Below are 15,025 nucleotides of genomic sequence, written 5' to 3' on the forward strand. Positions count from 1 at the left end.
TACCAGGACACCGGACCAGGTATACTTCGACCAGCCGCTTCTCGCAGCGGCATGATCAACCAGCGGCGATCCACTTATCCAGACCGCGAGCCTGTTCAGACAACCGGGGCCACCTCTGAAGTGCAGCAGATGAAGGAGCGTATCCAGGTCCTGGAGCGCGTGATCACCGACAACCACAAGAGCGTCGATCTCGACCGAGAGATCGAACGGCTCCGCGACCGCTAAAGGAGGCGGACATGATCGAACCTAACGTCTACATCATCCTGGCGCTGGCGAGCCTTGCGGGGCTGGCGATGATCGTCGGGGGCGGATTGGCCGGATGGCGCGGCTGGCTCTCGCTGCGGCGGATGGAACTGGACCAGATGCAGGACGGTCGCATGCCGGTGGCGGTGTCGACCGGATCGCGGATCGAGATTGCCGACCTGAAGGAGCGCATCAAGAAGCTGGAAGCGATCGCCGCCGGGGTGGATCTATAGGGTCATCGCCGTCGACAAGAGCCACCCCGACGAAGGCCGGGGCCCAATTGGGGGACAGCGATGACGACGTTAGCCCTTCGTTATACCCACCTTTCCAATTGGGCCCCGGCCTTCGCCGGGGTGGTCGACTTCAAATGCTAGCGGTTGGTCGTACCCCGTAGTTGAAGCGCTACGAGCGAACCGCTACCCACAGCCACATGGCCACCCTCACCGACATCCGCGAGGAATACGACTTCCTCGAACCCGACGACCGCTACCGCCTGCTGATCGACCTCGGCAAAGAACTCGAACCGATGCCTGATGCGCTCAAGACCGATGCGACGTTGGTGCGGGGGTGTTCGGCGTCGGTGTGGGTGTATCCGACTACGACCGACGACGGTCGGCTCCACTTCCTGGCGGATTCGAATGCGGCGATCACCAAGGGGATCATCGCTCTGGTACTGCTGACGGTGCAGGATCAGGCGCCGGGCGCGATCGTCGCCACCGACATCAAGGCGGAACTCGCGCCGTTCGACCTGAGCAAGCAATTGAGTTCGAACCGGACTCAAGGGATCCCGAACATGATCGCGTTGATCCGGGAGACGGCGGAGCGGTACGCGGCTTAACACTGAAACCGTGCCCTCACCCTTCCCCCGGCCAAGTGGCCGCGGGCCCCTTCCCTCTCCCCTCAGGGGAGAGGGAGAGACGCCGAAGGCGGCAAGGGTGAGGGCACGCTAGCGATAGTCAGCGCCTCCACGACCTCCTCAATGTCAGCCCCAGCCGGCACCAGCATCCACCGGTCCGGTCGAGCTCCATCCACCATCACCGCAGCGTTCTTCGGGCACACCCCGAGGCATTTCACCTCGACCACGCCGCGGTCCGCCTTCCGACCCTTCTTCAAGCCGAGCGCCTGACGCAGCAGTTTGACCAGCGGCGTGCGCCCCTTTTCGCCGAACCCGCCACCGAGCTTCTTCGAACATTTGCCGCAGACCAGAACGCTACCCTGCCAGCGACTGGCGAGTACCCGGATCACGCCGGCTTCCAGGTCCGCTGATCTTCGGCCGCCTTCAATACCTCATATGCTGCCTGCACGCCCTGGAACCGCTTCGCCGCGTCCTTATCGTCCGGCCGCACATCCGGATGGTTCGCCTTCGCCATCCGCCGCCATGCCGCGCGCACGTCCTCGAACGTCGCATCGGGTTCCAGGTCCAGTACCTCCAGCGCGCGCATCTCGTCACGCGAGCGGCTGCCGTCGCCCGAACCAGCCCAGGCATAGTGCTTCGGGTCCGTATAGCCGTCCGCGGTTCGCGTCTCGGCGGCCTCGCGCTCGGCGGCTTCCTCTGCGCTCAACCCCTCGAAGTAATTCCAGCCGCGGTTGTATTCGCCCGCGTGGTTCATGCAGAAATACCAGCGGTCCGGGCTGTTAGGCGATTTCGGCGCCGGGCAGTTGCCGGGTTCGTTGCAGCCATGCCGATCGCACAGCCGAACGGTCACCGCTTCGGTGCTCGCGCCGTAAGCGCGCCAGCGCGGAAAACCCCAGTCGGACGAACGTGTAGTGCTTCGAGCCATAGCCGCCCGAGATAGGCGTCCCCACCGACAACGCAACCATGGGCTTAGAAGAGGACAACAACTCGCCGACCCAACTATCTTCCGCGTTGCAATCTTCCACCTTGAGTCAGCACCCGTTCATCGATTAATGAACATGAACTATTTGTCATGTGGCATGGATAGATGTGTCCGGTGCGGACGTATTCCCAGCCGACACCTCAGCGACAGGAGCCCTGGTGCCGACTCTCATTCCAAAGCTTACCACATGGCGCGCGGATCTTCCCGCCTCCATCGTCGTCGCGCTCGTCGCGCTTCCCCTCTGTCTCGGTGTCGCATTGGCGTCCGGTGCGCCGCTGTTCGCGGGCATCATCTCCGGCATCGTCGGCGGCATAGCCGTCGGTCTGTTCTCCAAGTCGCCTTTGTCGGTCAGCGGCCCCGCGGCCGGGCTGACGGTCATCGTTCTCACCGCGATCGAGAGCATGCCGAGCTACCAGATGTTCCTGATGGCGGTCGTGCTATCAGGCGTTCTCCAGATCTGTTTCTCGCTCACGCGTGCGGGTATCCTCAGCGAGTTCGTGCCGTCGTCGGTCATCACCGGCATGCTCGCGGCGATCGGCCTGATCCTGATCCTCAAGCAGATCCCGCACGCCGTCGGTTTCGACCGCGAGGCCGAGGGTATTTTCGAGTTCTCGACCGCGAACGGCATCAACACCTTCTCGCGGATCACCGAAAGCCTCAGCGCGGCAGTTACACCCGGCGCGATCCTGATCGCCGGCGTCAGCCTCGCCTTCCTGTTCTGGTGGGATGGCGCAAAACCCAAGAACGGGCCGCTCCGCTTCGTTCCCGGCCCGCTGGTCGTCGTGCTGATCGGCATCTTCGGCAACATGCTGTTGGGCGCCGTGAAGCCCGATTGGCAGCTGCAAGAAACACACCTCGTCCAGGTCCCGATCACGCAGACGTTGTCGCAATTCCCGTCGCTGTTCACCTTCCCCGACTTTTCCGGGATCACGATGGGCATCGTCTGGAGCAGCGCAGTCACGCTCGCGATCGTCGCCAGCCTCGAATCGCTGCTGAGCGTCAAGGCGGTCGACGAGATAGATCCGCGTCGTCGCTCGACGGACAAGAACTGGGAGCTGATGGCGCAGGGCGGCGGCAACATCCTGTCCGGCCTGATCGGCGGCCTGCCGGTCACGTCGGTGATCGTCCGCTCGTCGGCGAACGTCGACGCGAAGGCCGAGAGCAAGCTGTCGACTATGCTCCACGGCTTCTGGCTGCTGGTCAGCGTCGCGCTGATCCCCGCGGTCCTGAACCTGATCCCGCTGTCGGCGCTCGCCGCGGTGTTGATCGCGACGGGCTACAAGCTGACCAAGCCCAAGCTCTACACCGAGCGCTTCAAGCAGGGCTGGACTCAGTTCATCCCGTTCGTCGTAACGGTCGGTGCGATCCTGTTCACCGACCTTCTCGAAGGCATCGTGATCGGTCTCGCCGTCGGCTTCGTGTTCGTCGTCGCGCGCAACTTCCGCACCGCGATCACCTTCGCCTGCGACGACGAGGATTGCCTCGTCCGGGCCCGCCGCAACCTGTATTTCATCCATAAGTACGAACTGCAGAAGTCGCTCGATCGCGTGCCGGACAATGCGAACCTGCTGATCGATCTCTCGTCGACGAGCTATGTCGATCTCGACAACGTCGACATCATCAATGCGTTCATCAAGGGCGCGCAGTACCGTGGCATCACCGTGCTGATCCGCGGCGATCTCGCGCTTCGCACGGTGAAGCTGATCAACGCCCCCCAGACCGAGGTCCGTTTCGCATGAGGCAATACAAGCAGCTCCTGCTCGCCAATAAGGCGTGGTCGGCCGAGATCATCGAGGAAAGCGCCGACTTCTTCCAGCGCCAGCTGGTCGGGCAGAACCCGGAGTTCCTGTGGATCGGCTGCTCCGACAGCCGCGTCAGTCCGGAACAGATGACGATGACGCCGCCGGGCAACATGTTCATCCACCGCAACATCGCCAATCTCGTCAACGACGACGACATGAACCTGATGTCGGTGCTGCAATATGCGGTCGACGTGCTGGGCGTGCGCCACATCATCATCTGCGGCCATTATGCGTGCGGCGGCATCCGCGCGACGCTCGATGGCGGCACCACGGGCCCGGTCGACGACTGGCTCTCGACCGCGCGCGGCGTGCTGCACGACCATGCCGACGAGATCGATGCGCAGCCCGACCGCGAGCAGAAGGTCAACCGGCTGGTCGAGGTCAATGTCCGCGACCAGCTAATCCGCCTCGCGCGCACCAAGACGATCCAGGGTGCGTTCGCGCGTGGCCAGGAGGTGCTGCTCCACGGCTGGGTTTACGACATCCGCGACGGGCTGATCAAACCGATGATGGAGATCGATTCGAAGACCGTGCTGGAAGAGGTTGGACGGCCGGACAAGGTACTGGTGTAACGACGACCGCATCTATCGTTCGCCCAAACAATGGATGTGGTCAGCAGCGTCGACCGATGGTTATCCCGGCAACAGGAACTTGATGCGGTTGGTCGTGGCGCCGCATCCAAGCCCACCGTCGGGTCGGAAGGTTTTTGCGTATTTCGTCTTGGTGAAGAACTTGGTGCCCGCTTCCGAGAATATGAAGGGCGGATAGCTCAGCAGCGCGCGCTGGTTGATGACGTTGCCGTCCGCACCGATGTCGAACTGAACCTGGGTCCAGCCTTCGAAGCCCCATCGCTGGGCTTCCATCGGAAACGCTTCCGATCCGGGCATGGATACGACCTTGGGCGGTGCATCCATGATCGCGCACTGGTTCGCCGTCAGGCCGCTGGACGCGAACGTCGCGCGAGCCGCATCGATCTGGCCGTTGCGCTCTTCGATCGACGCGATCCGGATCAGCGCACCGACACGCAGCGGGTCGTTCGGCTGTAACGCCTTGTCGTCCGCCACCTGTCTGAGCGTCACGATCGCCGTGTCGTTCTTTTCGGACTTTCGCGTCCGGGCCACGGCGCCATCGACCATCATCAGCCGGATCGCCGCCCGCGCCTGGGGATCGTTCGCATAGACGGGTTCCGACAGCATCGGCATCAGAGTCCGCTGAAATACACCCGGCCTCCAGATGTCGGTGACCGCGTCGATGCGCCCCGCGAGGTCGAAGGTCAGTCGCGCACTCGGCGGCGCATCGTTGGCGACCGCGATCGCCAGACCGCGCGCAGACAAGGCGGCACGCTCCTCCCGCGCTACGGTAGGATTGTTCGTCAGGCGATAGATCGCGGCGAGCGTACGCAGACCATTAGGCGACTGCGCCATCGCCGATGCGAGTTCGGCACGCTGTCCAGCCAGCGCAGCCGCCTTGGACCCGGTCGGTTCGGGCGCAACCGCGACGCCCTTGCCGGACAGCCACTGCTCCAGCACTCCGTCCAGTCCGTCGTCGATCGACGGCCGCTCGAACGCGGTGGAACAGCGCATCTCGACCCGCACGTGATAGCGATAGAAAGCGGGGATCGCCTGGACCTTTTCGGCAGGCCATGACCAACCTTTGACCGCACGCGCGAACTCCAGCGCGACCTGCCCGCCACCCGCCGCATAGATCGGCACCGCCTGGTCGATCGTGCCGTCGGATGCGATGTTGAACTCGACCACCGCGACGTCCTGCGGCTTGAGACCGGCATCGCCGCCACAATCCGGCGAGCGCATCTCGGCGGCGGGGTCGAACGATCCCTTCACCATGCGCCCTGCACCGGTATAGGCCATGTACCGCCGCGCCTCGTCGGCGTTGCCACCCAGCAGGAACGCGATAGCGGCATCCGACCGGGCCGAGGCGTCCATGATATCGACCTTGTTTGTTTCGAGCCCGCCCAGCAGCTTGATCGCCTGCAGCGCACTGGCACGGGCGCCGGCGATATCACCGGTGTTGAGCTTCAGCAGGGTCCGCTCGCGCGCGAAACGTGCGGCTACGCTCTTCTCGAGCTTTACCGTACCGGCCAATGCGTCGCTCCGCGCCAAGGTCGCCGCCGCGGCCGTAGGATCGATGAAGATCTGCGCGGTCACCAGCGACAGCATCGCGCCTAGCTTGTCGGCGGTACTGATCGCACTCGCCTCCGCCTGCTGGAGCGCGGTCACGGCGCCCGCATAATCGAGCGTATCGGTGGCAACCTGACCCAGGACGAGAAAGGCGCGCGTCCGATCCTCCGCAAGACTGGCATCGTCCGCCGGAAGCAGCGAGAGCCCAGCCCGCGCAGCCTTCACCGACTCGTCGGCGCGGTTCAGCGCGAACAGCGTCGGTGCCTTGCGCACCAGCACGATGCCGCGGCTGCGCGACCCGGCCTTCGTCCGTGCTTCCAGTTTTTCCCAAGCCGCCAGCGACGCTGCGCGATCGGGCTTGGCGTCCAGCGCCGTTGCCGCGTCGAAGTCCTGCTGGATCGTCGTCGTCGCTGGCGGCGTGGACGGCGCCGTTTGGGCACCCACGGGCACCAGCCCGGTCGCCATCGCCAGAGCGCCCGCGCTCGACAGCGCCGTCTTCTTGAAACGCATCACATCCCCCACGTCACAACTCCACGCGTCATTTGCGGGCAGTCTGCAATGGTTCGGGGAAGGATGCCAGAGGGTCTGTAAGCCGGGTTCTGTCCATTTCCGATCCTTCGATACGGAAGTTAGGCGACCATTCCTCTAGGACGACGGTTGCCCGCCGCCTCAAGCAATCAACCCGAGTGACGAGCTGAAACGAAGCCCATGTGCCACCCCTATTCGATCTTGCTCCCGGTGGGGTTTGCCGTGCCGCCCCTGTTACCAGGCGCGCGGTGCGCTCTTACCGCACCCTTTCACTCTGACCGCCCCGACCGAAGCCGAGGGTTGGCCGTCTGCTCTCTGTGGCACTTTCCCTGAGGTCACCCTCGCCGGGCGTTACCCGGCACCGTCGTTTCGCGGAGCCCGGACTTTCCTCGCGGATGCCATTACAACACCCCCGCGGCCGCCCGACCCTCTGGCGGGGTGAGCCCTAGCGTGGGTGAGTGAGATGCACCACCGTTTTTCGTGGCCAAGCTGCGTTCCTACGAGCGCAACACTCCCCCCTCCCTAGAAGGGAGGGGTCGGGGGTGGGTAGGTTTCCGCATCACGGCGCGGTTCCGACAAAAGCTGGCCGACCCACCCCCAACCCCTCCCTTCCAGGGAGGGGGGAAAGAGGTCAGTCATCCCCCATCGGCTTGGGCAACAACAACGCCAGCAATATGCACCGACACTCCGCATCGACCTCGCCATCGACCAGTTCGGGCCGGAACCGCCGCTGGAACGCCATCGTGGCAGCCATCCGGTTCTCCACATCATAGCCAAAGCGTTCGAGCGCGAGGCAGAACCCACCCTCGGTCCAGCCCGGGTCCATCAAATTCTTGGTCGGCCGGGGTAACGCCAACCGCCGCTTCGCCAATTCGTGCCATGGAAACAGCTCGCCCGGATCGCGCTTGCGCAGCGGTGCGATATCGGAGTGGCCGACGATGTTGCCGCGCGTGATCTCGTGCCGATCCTTGATCTCGGCGACCAGCTGCACGACCGACGCAATCTGCTCAGGCGGGAACGGACGATAGCCGAACTCATGCCCCGGATTGACGATCTCGATGCCGATGCTCGCAGAGTTCACGTCGTCGACGTCGCGCCAGTGCGACTTGCCGGCATGCCAGGCGCGCTTGTCCTCGGCGACCATCCGCAGGACCGTGCCGTCCTCCTCGACCAGGTAATGCGACGACACCTTCGCCTCCGGATCGCGCAACCGGGCGATCGCCGACGCGCCGTCCTGCATTCCCGTATAGTGCAGCACGATCATCGTGATGGGCAGCGAACGATCGTCGAAATTGGGTGACGGGGTCTCGATGAACTTCAAGCCAGCTTCCCTCATAGCCATCGGGCCAGCACCGACGGCACAGTCATGATCGCGGCGATCGTGACGGACCATTGTGACGCCACCGCCCTGACGCATCAATAGCCAACGCACCGTGCGGGCGAACGGCGTGAGAAGCAGGACGGGTTCGGGATCGAACGCGATTCCGTTCGTCCCCCTTGCCGTCGGGCGGCATCCGCGCGAAAGCCGCTCGCGAAAAGGGAGTTGCCATGTCCGTGATGTCCGACCGCTGGATCCGCGAGCGCGCGCTGGGCGATGCGATGATCGAACCGTTCCACGAAGCGCAGCGCCGCGACGGCTGCATCTCGTACGGGTTGTCGTCCTATGGCTACGACGCGCGCGTCGCCGACGAGTTCAAGATCTTCACCAATGTCGACAGCGCGATCGTCGATCCGAAGGACTTCGCCGCGAACAGCTTCGTCGACCGCAAGACCGACGTCTGCATCATCCCGCCGAACAGCTTCGCGCTCGCCCGCACCGTCGAATATTTCCGGGTGCCGCGCGACGTGCTGGTGATCTGCCTCGGCAAGTCGACCTATGCGCGCTGCGGGATCATCGTCAACGTGACGCCGCTGGAGCCCGAATGGGAGGGGCACGTGACGCTGGAATTTTCCAACACCACGCCGCTGCCAGCCAAGATCTACGCGAACGAAGGCGCGTGCCAGTTCCTGTTCCTCAAGGGCAACGAGCCCTGCGAGGTGAGTTATGCGGACCGGGCGGGTAAATATATGGGGCAGCGCGGGGTGACGCTGCCACGGCTTTAGGGCTCTAGGCTTGGCTTGGGCTTGGGCTTGGGCTTGGGCTTGGGCTTGGGCTTGGGCTTGGGCTTGGGCTTGGGCTTGGGCTTGGGCTTGGGCTTGGGCTTGGTGCAAGGCCAATGCGGGTGGCCCGCGAGGCGGTTTAGTGCGGCCTATCGTTGGTCCCGATAAGCTGATGCTTGCGCCCGCACCAAATGCCTGGGGCGCGCCCCGACCTACTGTCACGCACTTACAGGCGGGGATGCACCCCACCGCCACACATACCACCTCCCCGGCGAAGGCCGGGGTCCAAGTTGCAAGGTCTCAGTAACGACGCACACCGCTCAGTTGGCCGCGTTCCCCAATTGGGCCCCGGCCTTCGCCGGGGTGGTGCGGTCCTTGTCGCAGCAGACGAAGTTTCCGGCTGCTGAAGACGGTAAGATCGCACACGGTTCGAACCCGGACCCAACCCAACTTGTAGGGGGCTGCCAGCGAACCGCAGACTATCCCACTACGCGGCCGTGGGTAGGCGCACCGTAGCTCTTACCTGTTTCCCGTAGGTCCATATCTGAGAACGGTAGCCAATCTAAACCCGACCGTGCTGTATCCCCGCAAAGACGGGGACCCAGACTGAGCTCCCGCCTCCGCCGGAAAACAAGACCACAAGCGACCGTATCAGACCGCCCGCCTAAATCTTTATCGAGTCGCGAGTTGCGGCCCCTGCCGCGCAAGCGCACGGCTAGCCAGATCGTGCGACGATATCACCGAGCCCGACGGCAGGTCCATCGCCACGGACGGCCGTTCCAGCACTGCCGCATACAAGGCGCGTGCCTCCGACTCCCGACCCGTCCGACGATACACCGACGCCAGGTTGAGCATCAGTTCGGGGCGCTGCGGAAAGATCTTCCGCTCGGCAAGAATACGCTGCTCGGCCGTGGAGAGATCACCCGCTGCGATCGCGGTGTAGCCGGTGCGATCGACCGTCGCCGACTGGCCGGCCAGAGCGGGCGTCGCTGCGCCGAGAGTTGCGAGAACGAACAGGACACTTTTGCGCATCATCCATCTCCACTGACCTTCGCGTTTCGGAAGGTTTCATTTTTGTGACAACGGTGTGTCACTTCGATGACTGTCATACAAGTACCTTGATCAAGTTTGCTCGCACGACGGCAGACTTTCATCCGCGATACGCCCAGCCCTCCCCACTGCTCCAACTCAGCCACTCCCCGGACGTCGCGACCACAACGAAAAAGGGCGGCCCCGGAGGACCGCCCTTTGGACGTTCGATACTGTATGCAAAGCGACTTAGAAGTCGTTGCGATACTGCTCGTTGCCGATGAAGCCGAGCTTGGTGATCGCGGACCGCTTGATAACGGCCAACGTGCGATCGACCACTTCGTACCGCGCCTGCGGATCAGGCTGGAAGTGGAGTTCGGGCTCGGGCGTCATGCCGGCGGACTGGTCCAGATACTGGCGCAGCGTCACCTCGTCGACCGGCGCACCGTTCCACGCGATCACACCGGCGGGATCGATCGAGATCTTGTTCTTCTCGGGATTGACCGGGTTCTGCGGCTGGTTCGGGCTGTTGACCGGAAGGTCGACCTTGACCGCATGCGTCTGGATGGGGATCGTGATGATGAACATGATGAGGAGAACGAGCAGGACGTCGATCAACGGCGTCATGTTCATTTCCATCATCGGCGAGCCATCTTCTTTGCCGCCGCTCATTGCCATTCTATACTACTCCTAAATTCTTCCGAGCGACCATCAGCGTTCAGTGGAAACGCCGGGGGGCGGTTCGGAGATGAAGCCGACGCGGGCAAAGCCAGCGCGCTGCATCGTATAGATCGTGCCGCCGATGCACTTGTAGGGCGCATTCACGTCACCGCGAATATGCGCCTCGGGCAGTTCCAGACCAGCGGCGGTCGGGCCACCCTGACGATCGATCTCGGCCTTCAGCTTGACCACGGCGCGATCGAGCAGTTCGGTCGAACTGACGGGCGACATGCCCCAATAGACCGCACAGCTGCCGTCCGGCTTAGTCGTCACCGACAGCGAGACGTTCTCTGGCTTGGTCATCGTCGGATCGAAGCGAACCTCGGGAAGCTTCAGCTGCACCGCCTGGACCGCGACGGTCGTCGTCACCAGGAAGATGATCAGGAGCACGAGCATGACGTCGACCAGCGGCGTCGTATTGATGTCCGATATCGAACTCTCGGTGGAATCGCCACCAACACTCATCGCCATGTGCGAACTATCCTATCCATTTAATCGCCACCGGAACTGCCGGCGGCAATGAAGCGGGGCCGCTGCGGACAGCGGGCCCCGCCTTTCGCGTCTTAGTTGGCGCGCGGTACGCCACCGGTCTGGCCGGCAGTCGTGGTCGTCGTGGCAGGCTTGGCCGAAACCGGCTTGGCAGCCGTTGCGATCGACGGACGAACGGCGCCGTTCGAAGCAAGGAAGCCCAGCACGTCGTTCGAGAAGGCCGAGAGGTCCTCTGCGATCGACTTGTTGCGGCGCTGCAGCCAGTTGTACGACAGAACGGCAGGAACCGCGACGACCAGACCCAGGGCGGTCATGATCAGTGCTTCGCCGACCGGCCCTGCGACCTTGTCGATCGATGCCTGACCCGATGCGCCGATCTTCACGAGTGCGCGGTAGATGCCGATAACCGTACCGAACAGACCGATGAACGGCGAAACCGAACCGACCGTCGCGAGGAAGGCGAGACCGCCACCCAGCTTCGAATTGATCGCTGCTTCCGAGCGGGCCAGCGAGCCGTGCAGCCAGTCATGCGCCTCGACCGGATCGGTCAGCTTCGAATGCTGCTCCTGAGCGGCCAGGCCGTCGTCGACGATCTGCTTGTAGGCCGAGTTCTTCTCGAGCTTGGCCGAACCTTCGCGAAGGCTGTTCGAAGACCAGAACGCCTGACGGACGCGCTTGCCCTGACCGATGATCTTCTGCTGCTCGAACAGCTTCGAGAACAGGATGTAGAACGACACGACCGACATCAGCACAAGGATGCCGAACACGGTCTGCGAGATCAGACCGCCTTCGCGGAGTGCGGCTTGCAGGCCGTACGGGTTGGCGTCGGCTGCGGCGGGCCCTGCCGCTGCAAGAATGGTGGTGATCATGTTCGCTTAGTCCTCTGACTGAATTTTATCTGGTGCGGTTGACGGTAGGTGGATCAATCTTCTGGCAGGACCCACCTGATGTTCAGCTGGTACGACGACGCTACGGCGTTACCGTTCTCGTCCTTGGCCGGCGTGAAACGCACCCTGGCCTTGGAGATCCGGCAGGTCGCATCGTCCAGCGTCGTATTGCCGCTGGAGGACGTCACCGAACAGTCGGTCACGCGACCATCCGTACCGATCGTCAGCTTCGCGGAAACGCGACCCTGAGCACCCTCGCGCTGTGCCGACGGCGGATAGTTGTCCGCGCCGAAATACTGCCCTGGGTTACCCTTCAGACCAGCAGCCTGCGAAACACGCGGCACTGCTGGCGGAGCCGGCGGTGCTGGTGGTGCTGGCGGCGACGGCGGGGCCGTCGGCTGGAACCGAGGAATGATGCTCGATGTCGTCAGCGCGGGCGCTGGCTGCGGCGTAACCACGACCGGCGGCGGCGTCACGACCGTGGTCGGTGGCGGCGGCAGGTTCGGCTGGTCGGGCGGCGGCGGCGGGGGCTCGTCGGGCGGAGGTGGCGGCGGTGGCGGCTCCACGTCGAACGTCGTCATCTTCTCCTGGGCCTTTTTCACGTACTGGTACGCGAGGCCCGTGACGAAAGCGTAGCCCAAGGCCGCATGAATCAACGCGACGATCACAATCGCGACGATTTTGCCTCCGGACATCTTCTGGTCAGTATAGGCCATTCAGAAACGACACTCCCTTAATCTGCCTGCTCCGTACGCACGGGCCCGCACTGGGTACGCGACACATACGTCTGCCGTTGGCCGGAATAACCACGGGGCAGTGCCCAAGTCCTATCGCCACGTTCTGCGACACGCAAACGCTTTGTCAGACGCAACAAACGTACAACCGTACGATGGCAGAATTATTTCTGTATCGTTCAGGTTGCGTGGCGTAGCCTGAAGACATGAATCGTCTCCTTCACGTTACGGCTTCGGCCCTATCCGTCATCCTTGCAGCGGGGTCCGTCAACGCCCAGCAAGCCCAGGTTCCGCCGCAGGTTTCTGCCGATAATGCGAGGGTTTCCTCAGGTGCAGTGCAGCAGGATACGGCTGGCGGCATCGGGTATTCGGACATTGCTGACCTGGTGCTGTCCGCTCCCGTGATCGCCGACGCGACCGTCCGGTCGACCACCAAGATTAAGCCCGCCGAAGCGCCGAATCTCGTTCCGGGACATGTCAGACTATATATCGAGGTCGATGTCACCGCACTGATCCGCGGCGCCGACGGGCTTCCGCCGCGAATCGGGTATCTGCTCGACGTCGTGCCCGACGCCGCCGGTCGCTTGCCCAAATTCAAGAAGGCCCGCGTGCTGATCTTCGCACGTCCGGTCCCAGGCGCCGTCAACCAGGTTCAGCTCGTGGCGCCCGATGCGCAGCTGGATTGGACGCCGACCGCCGACGCACGGGCACGGAAGATCGCACGCGATGCGCTGGCAAGCGACGCGCCGCCGGTCATCACCGGTATCGGCAATGCCTTCCACGTGCCCGGCGCGCTGCCCGGCGAGGGCGAGACACAGATATTCCTGACGACCGCGGACCAGCGTCCGGTATCGCTGTCGGTGCTGCGTCGCCCCGGCGAACAACCGCGCTGGGCGGTCGCGTTGAGCGAGATCGTCGACGAATCGGCCGCGCCCCCCGCTCCGGAGACGTTGCTATGGTATCGGTTGAGCTGTGCCTTGCCGCAGACCTTGCCGGAACGGAGCACGGGATCGCTCGAAGCCGCGGACGCGACCATTGCGCGTGAAGATTATGCGTTCGTCCTGGCCGCGCTGGGCCCGTGCGGACGGACTCGCAAAAGCTAGGCACCGTCGTCACGATCCCCCCCCTTCCAAGGGAGGATCGCCCAGTCTCAGCGCGCGAGGATGTCGAGCAACTGCCCGGTGGTCGATGGCGCGTTTTCGAGGAACTTGGCGGCCGCATCCACATCAGCCGGATCGGCGCCTTCCGTAGCGACCACCGCGTTCACGCGAACCGCGGGCGCCATTTCGATGGCGAGTGGCCCGATCGCCGCCCTAGTCTGCGCCATCGTCAACGGATCGAGCGTTGCCGGGATCAGCACGATCCGCGATTCGCCAACCGCGCCGCGCACCAGCGCCGCAATATCCCCGCCCAGCTCCAGTTCCAGCAGCACGCGCGTCAGCGGCGATGGCGGACGAGCGTCACGCCGATCGCCTCGTCGGCCTCCGCGATCGCGAGCTTCACGATCTTCACCTTCACCCGCAGCACGCGCGCATCCTGAAGGAACAGCGTCTCGCAGATATGATCCGCGACGCCTTCGATCAGCGTGAAATGCACGCCGGGCGGCAGCGCCGTGGTCGCAGCGTTCTTCAGATCGAGATAATTCTTCGACGCCGACAACGGCGTATCCGGCGCGAATCGCTTCGGACAGACCATGTCGACGGTCAGCGATATCCGCAGCGGTTGCGGCAGATGCGTCTCTTCCGAATAGATGCCGGTCAAGACCTGCACTTCGAGATCGTGGACTTCGAGTTGGAGACTGTCTTCCATATGCGCGCCTCTAGCAGACGTACGGCGAGATGAAAGACACGCCTTCGGCCCGAGCAGCGCAGTCAGGCGCACGGCGATACCGGTCCGGTTGTCCTTGCGTTCGGCGCCGCCACGGCTAAAGCGCGCTGCCCTTCGCACCCAAATATGGCGCATGCGGGCAGGAGATGCCGTTGATCACTCTCGTCCCCCTCGCCAGCGTCGACCCGACCGCAGTCGAGATGCTGCTAAATGCCGCCTTCGGACCCGATCGATTCACGCGCACCGCCTATACGATCCGCGGCGGTGCCAAGCCGGTCGCCGTGCTCAGCTTCGCCGCGGTCGAGGACGGCGTACTGGTCGGCTCGATCCAGTGCTGGCCGATCGCGCTGGCGGGCGACGACAGGATGTTTCCGCTCGTCATGCTCGGCCCGGTCGCCGTCGCCCCCGATCATCAGGGTGATGGCATCGGTCGCCGCCTGATGGCCCACGCACTCGATGCTGCGGCTGGCGAAGGCCTCGACACGGCACTCATGCTGATCGGCGACCCGGACTATTACGGGCGCTTCTTCGGCTTCTCGGCAGAGCGCACCGCGCGCTGGAACGCGCCCGGCCCGGTCGAACGCCACCGCTTGCTCGCGCGCGGCGATGCGGTGCCGGACGCCAGCGGCATGTTGGGCCCCCGCCTTGCAGAATGCGTACCGGTTGCCGCATCCGTATAAGGCGCCGCTT

The 15,025-nt window shown here is 63.9% G+C and carries 19 protein-coding genes and 1 other RNA gene; 8 read left to right on the forward strand and 12 right to left on the reverse strand.

Annotated elements, in window-relative coordinates; genetic code table 11:
- The first annotated feature begins 21 nt into the window (after positions 1-21).
- From U1708_RS09900 to U1708_RS09910, 3 genes are all read left to right on the forward strand, one after another.
- Positions 22-225 carry a hypothetical protein gene (locus U1708_RS09900; RefSeq protein WP_443030038.1) on the forward strand — a complete coding sequence of 68 codons (204 nt, stop codon included), beginning with the start codon at positions 22-24 and terminating at the stop codon, positions 223-225.
- An 11-nt stretch (positions 226-236) separates the two neighbouring features.
- On the forward strand, positions 237-476 hold the full coding sequence (locus U1708_RS09905; protein ID WP_332745183.1) for a hypothetical protein: 240 nt from the start codon (positions 237-239) through the stop codon (positions 474-476).
- Positions 477-673: 197 nt separating this feature from the next.
- Positions 674-1,081 carry a SufE family protein gene (locus U1708_RS09910; RefSeq protein ID WP_332745185.1) on the forward strand — a complete coding sequence of 136 codons (408 nt, stop codon included), beginning with the start codon at positions 674-676 and terminating at the stop codon, positions 1,079-1,081.
- A 62-nt stretch (positions 1,082-1,143) separates the two neighbouring features.
- On the opposite strand, the gene U1708_RS09915 is transcribed toward U1708_RS09910, so the two are convergent.
- Both U1708_RS09915 and U1708_RS09920 read right to left on the reverse strand, forming a co-directional pair.
- Positions 1,144-1,488: a (2Fe-2S) ferredoxin domain-containing protein gene (locus U1708_RS09915; RefSeq protein WP_332745187.1), complete on the reverse strand. Its 345-nt coding sequence runs from the start codon at positions 1,486-1,488 to the stop codon at positions 1,144-1,146.
- Complete coding sequence (locus U1708_RS09920; RefSeq protein ID WP_307085726.1) at positions 1,485-2,024, reverse strand: J domain-containing protein; 540 nt, start codon at positions 2,022-2,024, stop codon at positions 1,485-1,487. The genes U1708_RS09915 and U1708_RS09920 overlap by 4 nt, the downstream gene beginning before the upstream one ends.
- Positions 2,025-2,239: 215 nt before the next feature.
- On the opposite strand from U1708_RS09920, the gene U1708_RS09925 reads away from it, so the two are divergent.
- Together U1708_RS09925 and U1708_RS09930 are read left to right on the forward strand one after the other, a co-directional pair.
- The gene (locus tag U1708_RS09925) at positions 2,240-3,820 is read left to right on the forward strand and encodes a SulP family inorganic anion transporter (protein WP_332745191.1); all 1,581 of its coding nucleotides are present in this window, start codon (positions 2,240-2,242) and stop codon (positions 3,818-3,820) included.
- Positions 3,817-4,455: a carbonic anhydrase gene (locus U1708_RS09930; protein WP_307085731.1), complete on the forward strand. Its 639-nt coding sequence runs from the start codon at positions 3,817-3,819 to the stop codon at positions 4,453-4,455. Before U1708_RS09925 ends, U1708_RS09930 begins: the two co-directional genes overlap by 4 nt.
- Before the next feature lie 60 nt (positions 4,456-4,515).
- Here U1708_RS09930 and U1708_RS09935 read toward each other — a convergent pair whose 3' ends face one another.
- The 3 genes from U1708_RS09935 to U1708_RS09945 all read right to left on the reverse strand — a co-directional run bounded on the left by U1708_RS09935 (position 4,516) and on the right by U1708_RS09945 (position 7,813).
- Positions 4,516-6,531 carry a hypothetical protein gene (locus U1708_RS09935; protein WP_332745193.1) on the reverse strand — a complete coding sequence of 672 codons (2,016 nt, stop codon included), beginning with the start codon at positions 6,529-6,531 and terminating at the stop codon, positions 4,516-4,518.
- Positions 6,532-6,593: 62 nt separating this feature from the next.
- Positions 6,594-6,983, reverse strand: an RNA gene (rnpB, locus tag U1708_RS09940) — RNase P RNA component class A.
- Between the two features lie 197 nt (positions 6,984-7,180).
- Positions 7,181-7,813 (reverse strand): N-acetylmuramoyl-L-alanine amidase, encoded by a 633-nt coding sequence (locus U1708_RS09945; protein WP_443030039.1) that lies wholly within the window; start codon positions 7,811-7,813, stop codon positions 7,181-7,183.
- Positions 7,814-8,097: 284 nt separating this feature from the next.
- Between U1708_RS09945 and dcd the strand changes: the two genes are divergently transcribed.
- Complete coding sequence (gene dcd, locus U1708_RS09950; RefSeq protein ID WP_055878967.1) at positions 8,098-8,652, forward strand: dCTP deaminase; 555 nt, start codon at positions 8,098-8,100, stop codon at positions 8,650-8,652.
- A gap of 669 nt (positions 8,653-9,321) precedes the next feature.
- Here the strand turns inward: dcd and U1708_RS09955 are convergent.
- The 5 genes from U1708_RS09955 to U1708_RS09975 all read right to left on the reverse strand — a co-directional run bounded on the left by U1708_RS09955 (position 9,322) and on the right by U1708_RS09975 (position 12,490).
- The gene (locus tag U1708_RS09955) at positions 9,322-9,681 is read right to left on the reverse strand and encodes a tetratricopeptide repeat protein (RefSeq protein WP_332745221.1); all 360 of its coding nucleotides are present in this window, start codon (positions 9,679-9,681) and stop codon (positions 9,322-9,324) included.
- Positions 9,682-9,927: 246 nt separating this feature from the next.
- Positions 9,928-10,356 carry an ExbD/TolR family protein gene (locus U1708_RS09960; RefSeq protein ID WP_307085743.1) on the reverse strand — a complete coding sequence of 143 codons (429 nt, stop codon included), beginning with the start codon at positions 10,354-10,356 and terminating at the stop codon, positions 9,928-9,930.
- A 33-nt stretch (positions 10,357-10,389) separates the two neighbouring features.
- A complete protein-coding gene (locus U1708_RS09965; RefSeq protein WP_307085745.1) occupies positions 10,390-10,869 on the reverse strand; it encodes an ExbD/TolR family protein in 480 nt (159 codons plus the stop codon).
- A gap of 92 nt (positions 10,870-10,961) precedes the next feature.
- The gene (locus U1708_RS09970; protein WP_307085746.1) at positions 10,962-11,756 is read right to left on the reverse strand and encodes a MotA/TolQ/ExbB proton channel family protein; all 795 of its coding nucleotides are present in this window, start codon (positions 11,754-11,756) and stop codon (positions 10,962-10,964) included.
- 53 nt (positions 11,757-11,809) lie between these two features.
- Complete coding sequence (locus tag U1708_RS09975) at positions 11,810-12,490, reverse strand: energy transducer TonB (protein WP_307085749.1); 681 nt, start codon at positions 12,488-12,490, stop codon at positions 11,810-11,812.
- Between the two features lie 224 nt (positions 12,491-12,714).
- On the opposite strand from U1708_RS09975, the gene U1708_RS09980 reads away from it, so the two are divergent.
- Positions 12,715-13,611, forward strand: a complete 897-nt coding sequence (locus U1708_RS09980; RefSeq protein ID WP_443030032.1) for a hypothetical protein — start codon at positions 12,715-12,717, stop codon at positions 13,609-13,611.
- Between the two features lie 47 nt (positions 13,612-13,658).
- Here U1708_RS09980 and U1708_RS09985 read toward each other — a convergent pair whose 3' ends face one another.
- Together U1708_RS09985 and U1708_RS09990 are read right to left on the reverse strand one after the other, a co-directional pair.
- Positions 13,659-13,940, reverse strand: coding sequence for a Rossmann fold domain-containing protein (locus U1708_RS09985; protein WP_332745226.1), 282 nt, complete (start codon positions 13,938-13,940; stop codon positions 13,659-13,661).
- Positions 13,941-13,945: 5 nt separating this feature from the next.
- Positions 13,946-14,317: a dihydroneopterin aldolase gene (locus U1708_RS09990; protein ID WP_332745228.1), complete on the reverse strand. Its 372-nt coding sequence runs from the start codon at positions 14,315-14,317 to the stop codon at positions 13,946-13,948.
- 170 nt (positions 14,318-14,487) lie between these two features.
- On the opposite strand from U1708_RS09990, the gene U1708_RS09995 reads away from it, so the two are divergent.
- The gene (locus tag U1708_RS09995; protein ID WP_332745230.1) at positions 14,488-15,015 is read left to right on the forward strand and encodes a GNAT family N-acetyltransferase; all 528 of its coding nucleotides are present in this window, start codon (positions 14,488-14,490) and stop codon (positions 15,013-15,015) included.
- Positions 15,016-15,025 lie beyond the last annotated feature (10 nt).

It is taken from the genome of Sphingomonas arabinosi, assembly GCF_036663715.1.
Lineage (GTDB): Bacteria > Pseudomonadota > Alphaproteobacteria > Sphingomonadales > Sphingomonadaceae > Sphingomonas.

What these genes read in the sequence shown, in the direction of transcription:
- U1708_RS09905 (WP_332745183.1), top strand. Translation starts at nt 237, where the DNA reads ATGATCGAACCTAACGTCTACATCATCCTGGCGCTGGCGAGCCTTGCG.
- U1708_RS09910 (WP_332745185.1), top strand. Translation starts at nt 674, where the DNA reads ATGGCCACCCTCACCGACATCCGCGAGGAATACGACTTCCTCGAACCC.
- U1708_RS09920 (WP_307085726.1), bottom strand. Translation starts at nt 2,024, where the DNA reads ATGGCTCGAAGCACTACACGTTCGTCCGACTGGGGTTTTCCGCGCTGG.
- U1708_RS09930 (WP_307085731.1), top strand. Translation starts at nt 3,817, where the DNA reads ATGAGGCAATACAAGCAGCTCCTGCTCGCCAATAAGGCGTGGTCGGCC.
- U1708_RS09935 (WP_332745193.1), bottom strand. Translation starts at nt 6,531, where the DNA reads ATGCGTTTCAAGAAGACGGCGCTGTCGAGCGCGGGCGCTCTGGCGATG.
- U1708_RS09945 (WP_443030039.1), bottom strand. Translation starts at nt 7,813, where the DNA reads ATGATCGTGCTGCACTATACGGGAATGCAGGACGGCGCGTCGGCGATC.
- dcd (WP_055878967.1), top strand. Translation starts at nt 8,098, where the DNA reads ATGTCCGTGATGTCCGACCGCTGGATCCGCGAGCGCGCGCTGGGCGAT.
- U1708_RS09955 (WP_332745221.1), bottom strand. Translation starts at nt 9,681, where the DNA reads ATGCGCAAAAGTGTCCTGTTCGTTCTCGCAACTCTCGGCGCAGCGACG.
- U1708_RS09960 (WP_307085743.1), bottom strand. Translation starts at nt 10,356, where the DNA reads ATGGCAATGAGCGGCGGCAAAGAAGATGGCTCGCCGATGATGGAAATG.
- U1708_RS09965 (WP_307085745.1), bottom strand. Translation starts at nt 10,869, where the DNA reads ATGGCGATGAGTGTTGGTGGCGATTCCACCGAGAGTTCGATATCGGAC.
- U1708_RS09970 (WP_307085746.1), bottom strand. Translation starts at nt 11,756, where the DNA reads ATGATCACCACCATTCTTGCAGCGGCAGGGCCCGCCGCAGCCGACGCC.
- U1708_RS09975 (WP_307085749.1), bottom strand. Translation starts at nt 12,490, where the DNA reads ATGGCCTATACTGACCAGAAGATGTCCGGAGGCAAAATCGTCGCGATT.
- U1708_RS09980 (WP_443030032.1), top strand. Translation starts at nt 12,715, where the DNA reads ATGAATCGTCTCCTTCACGTTACGGCTTCGGCCCTATCCGTCATCCTT.
- U1708_RS09990 (WP_332745228.1), bottom strand. Translation starts at nt 14,317, where the DNA reads ATGGAAGACAGTCTCCAACTCGAAGTCCACGATCTCGAAGTGCAGGTC.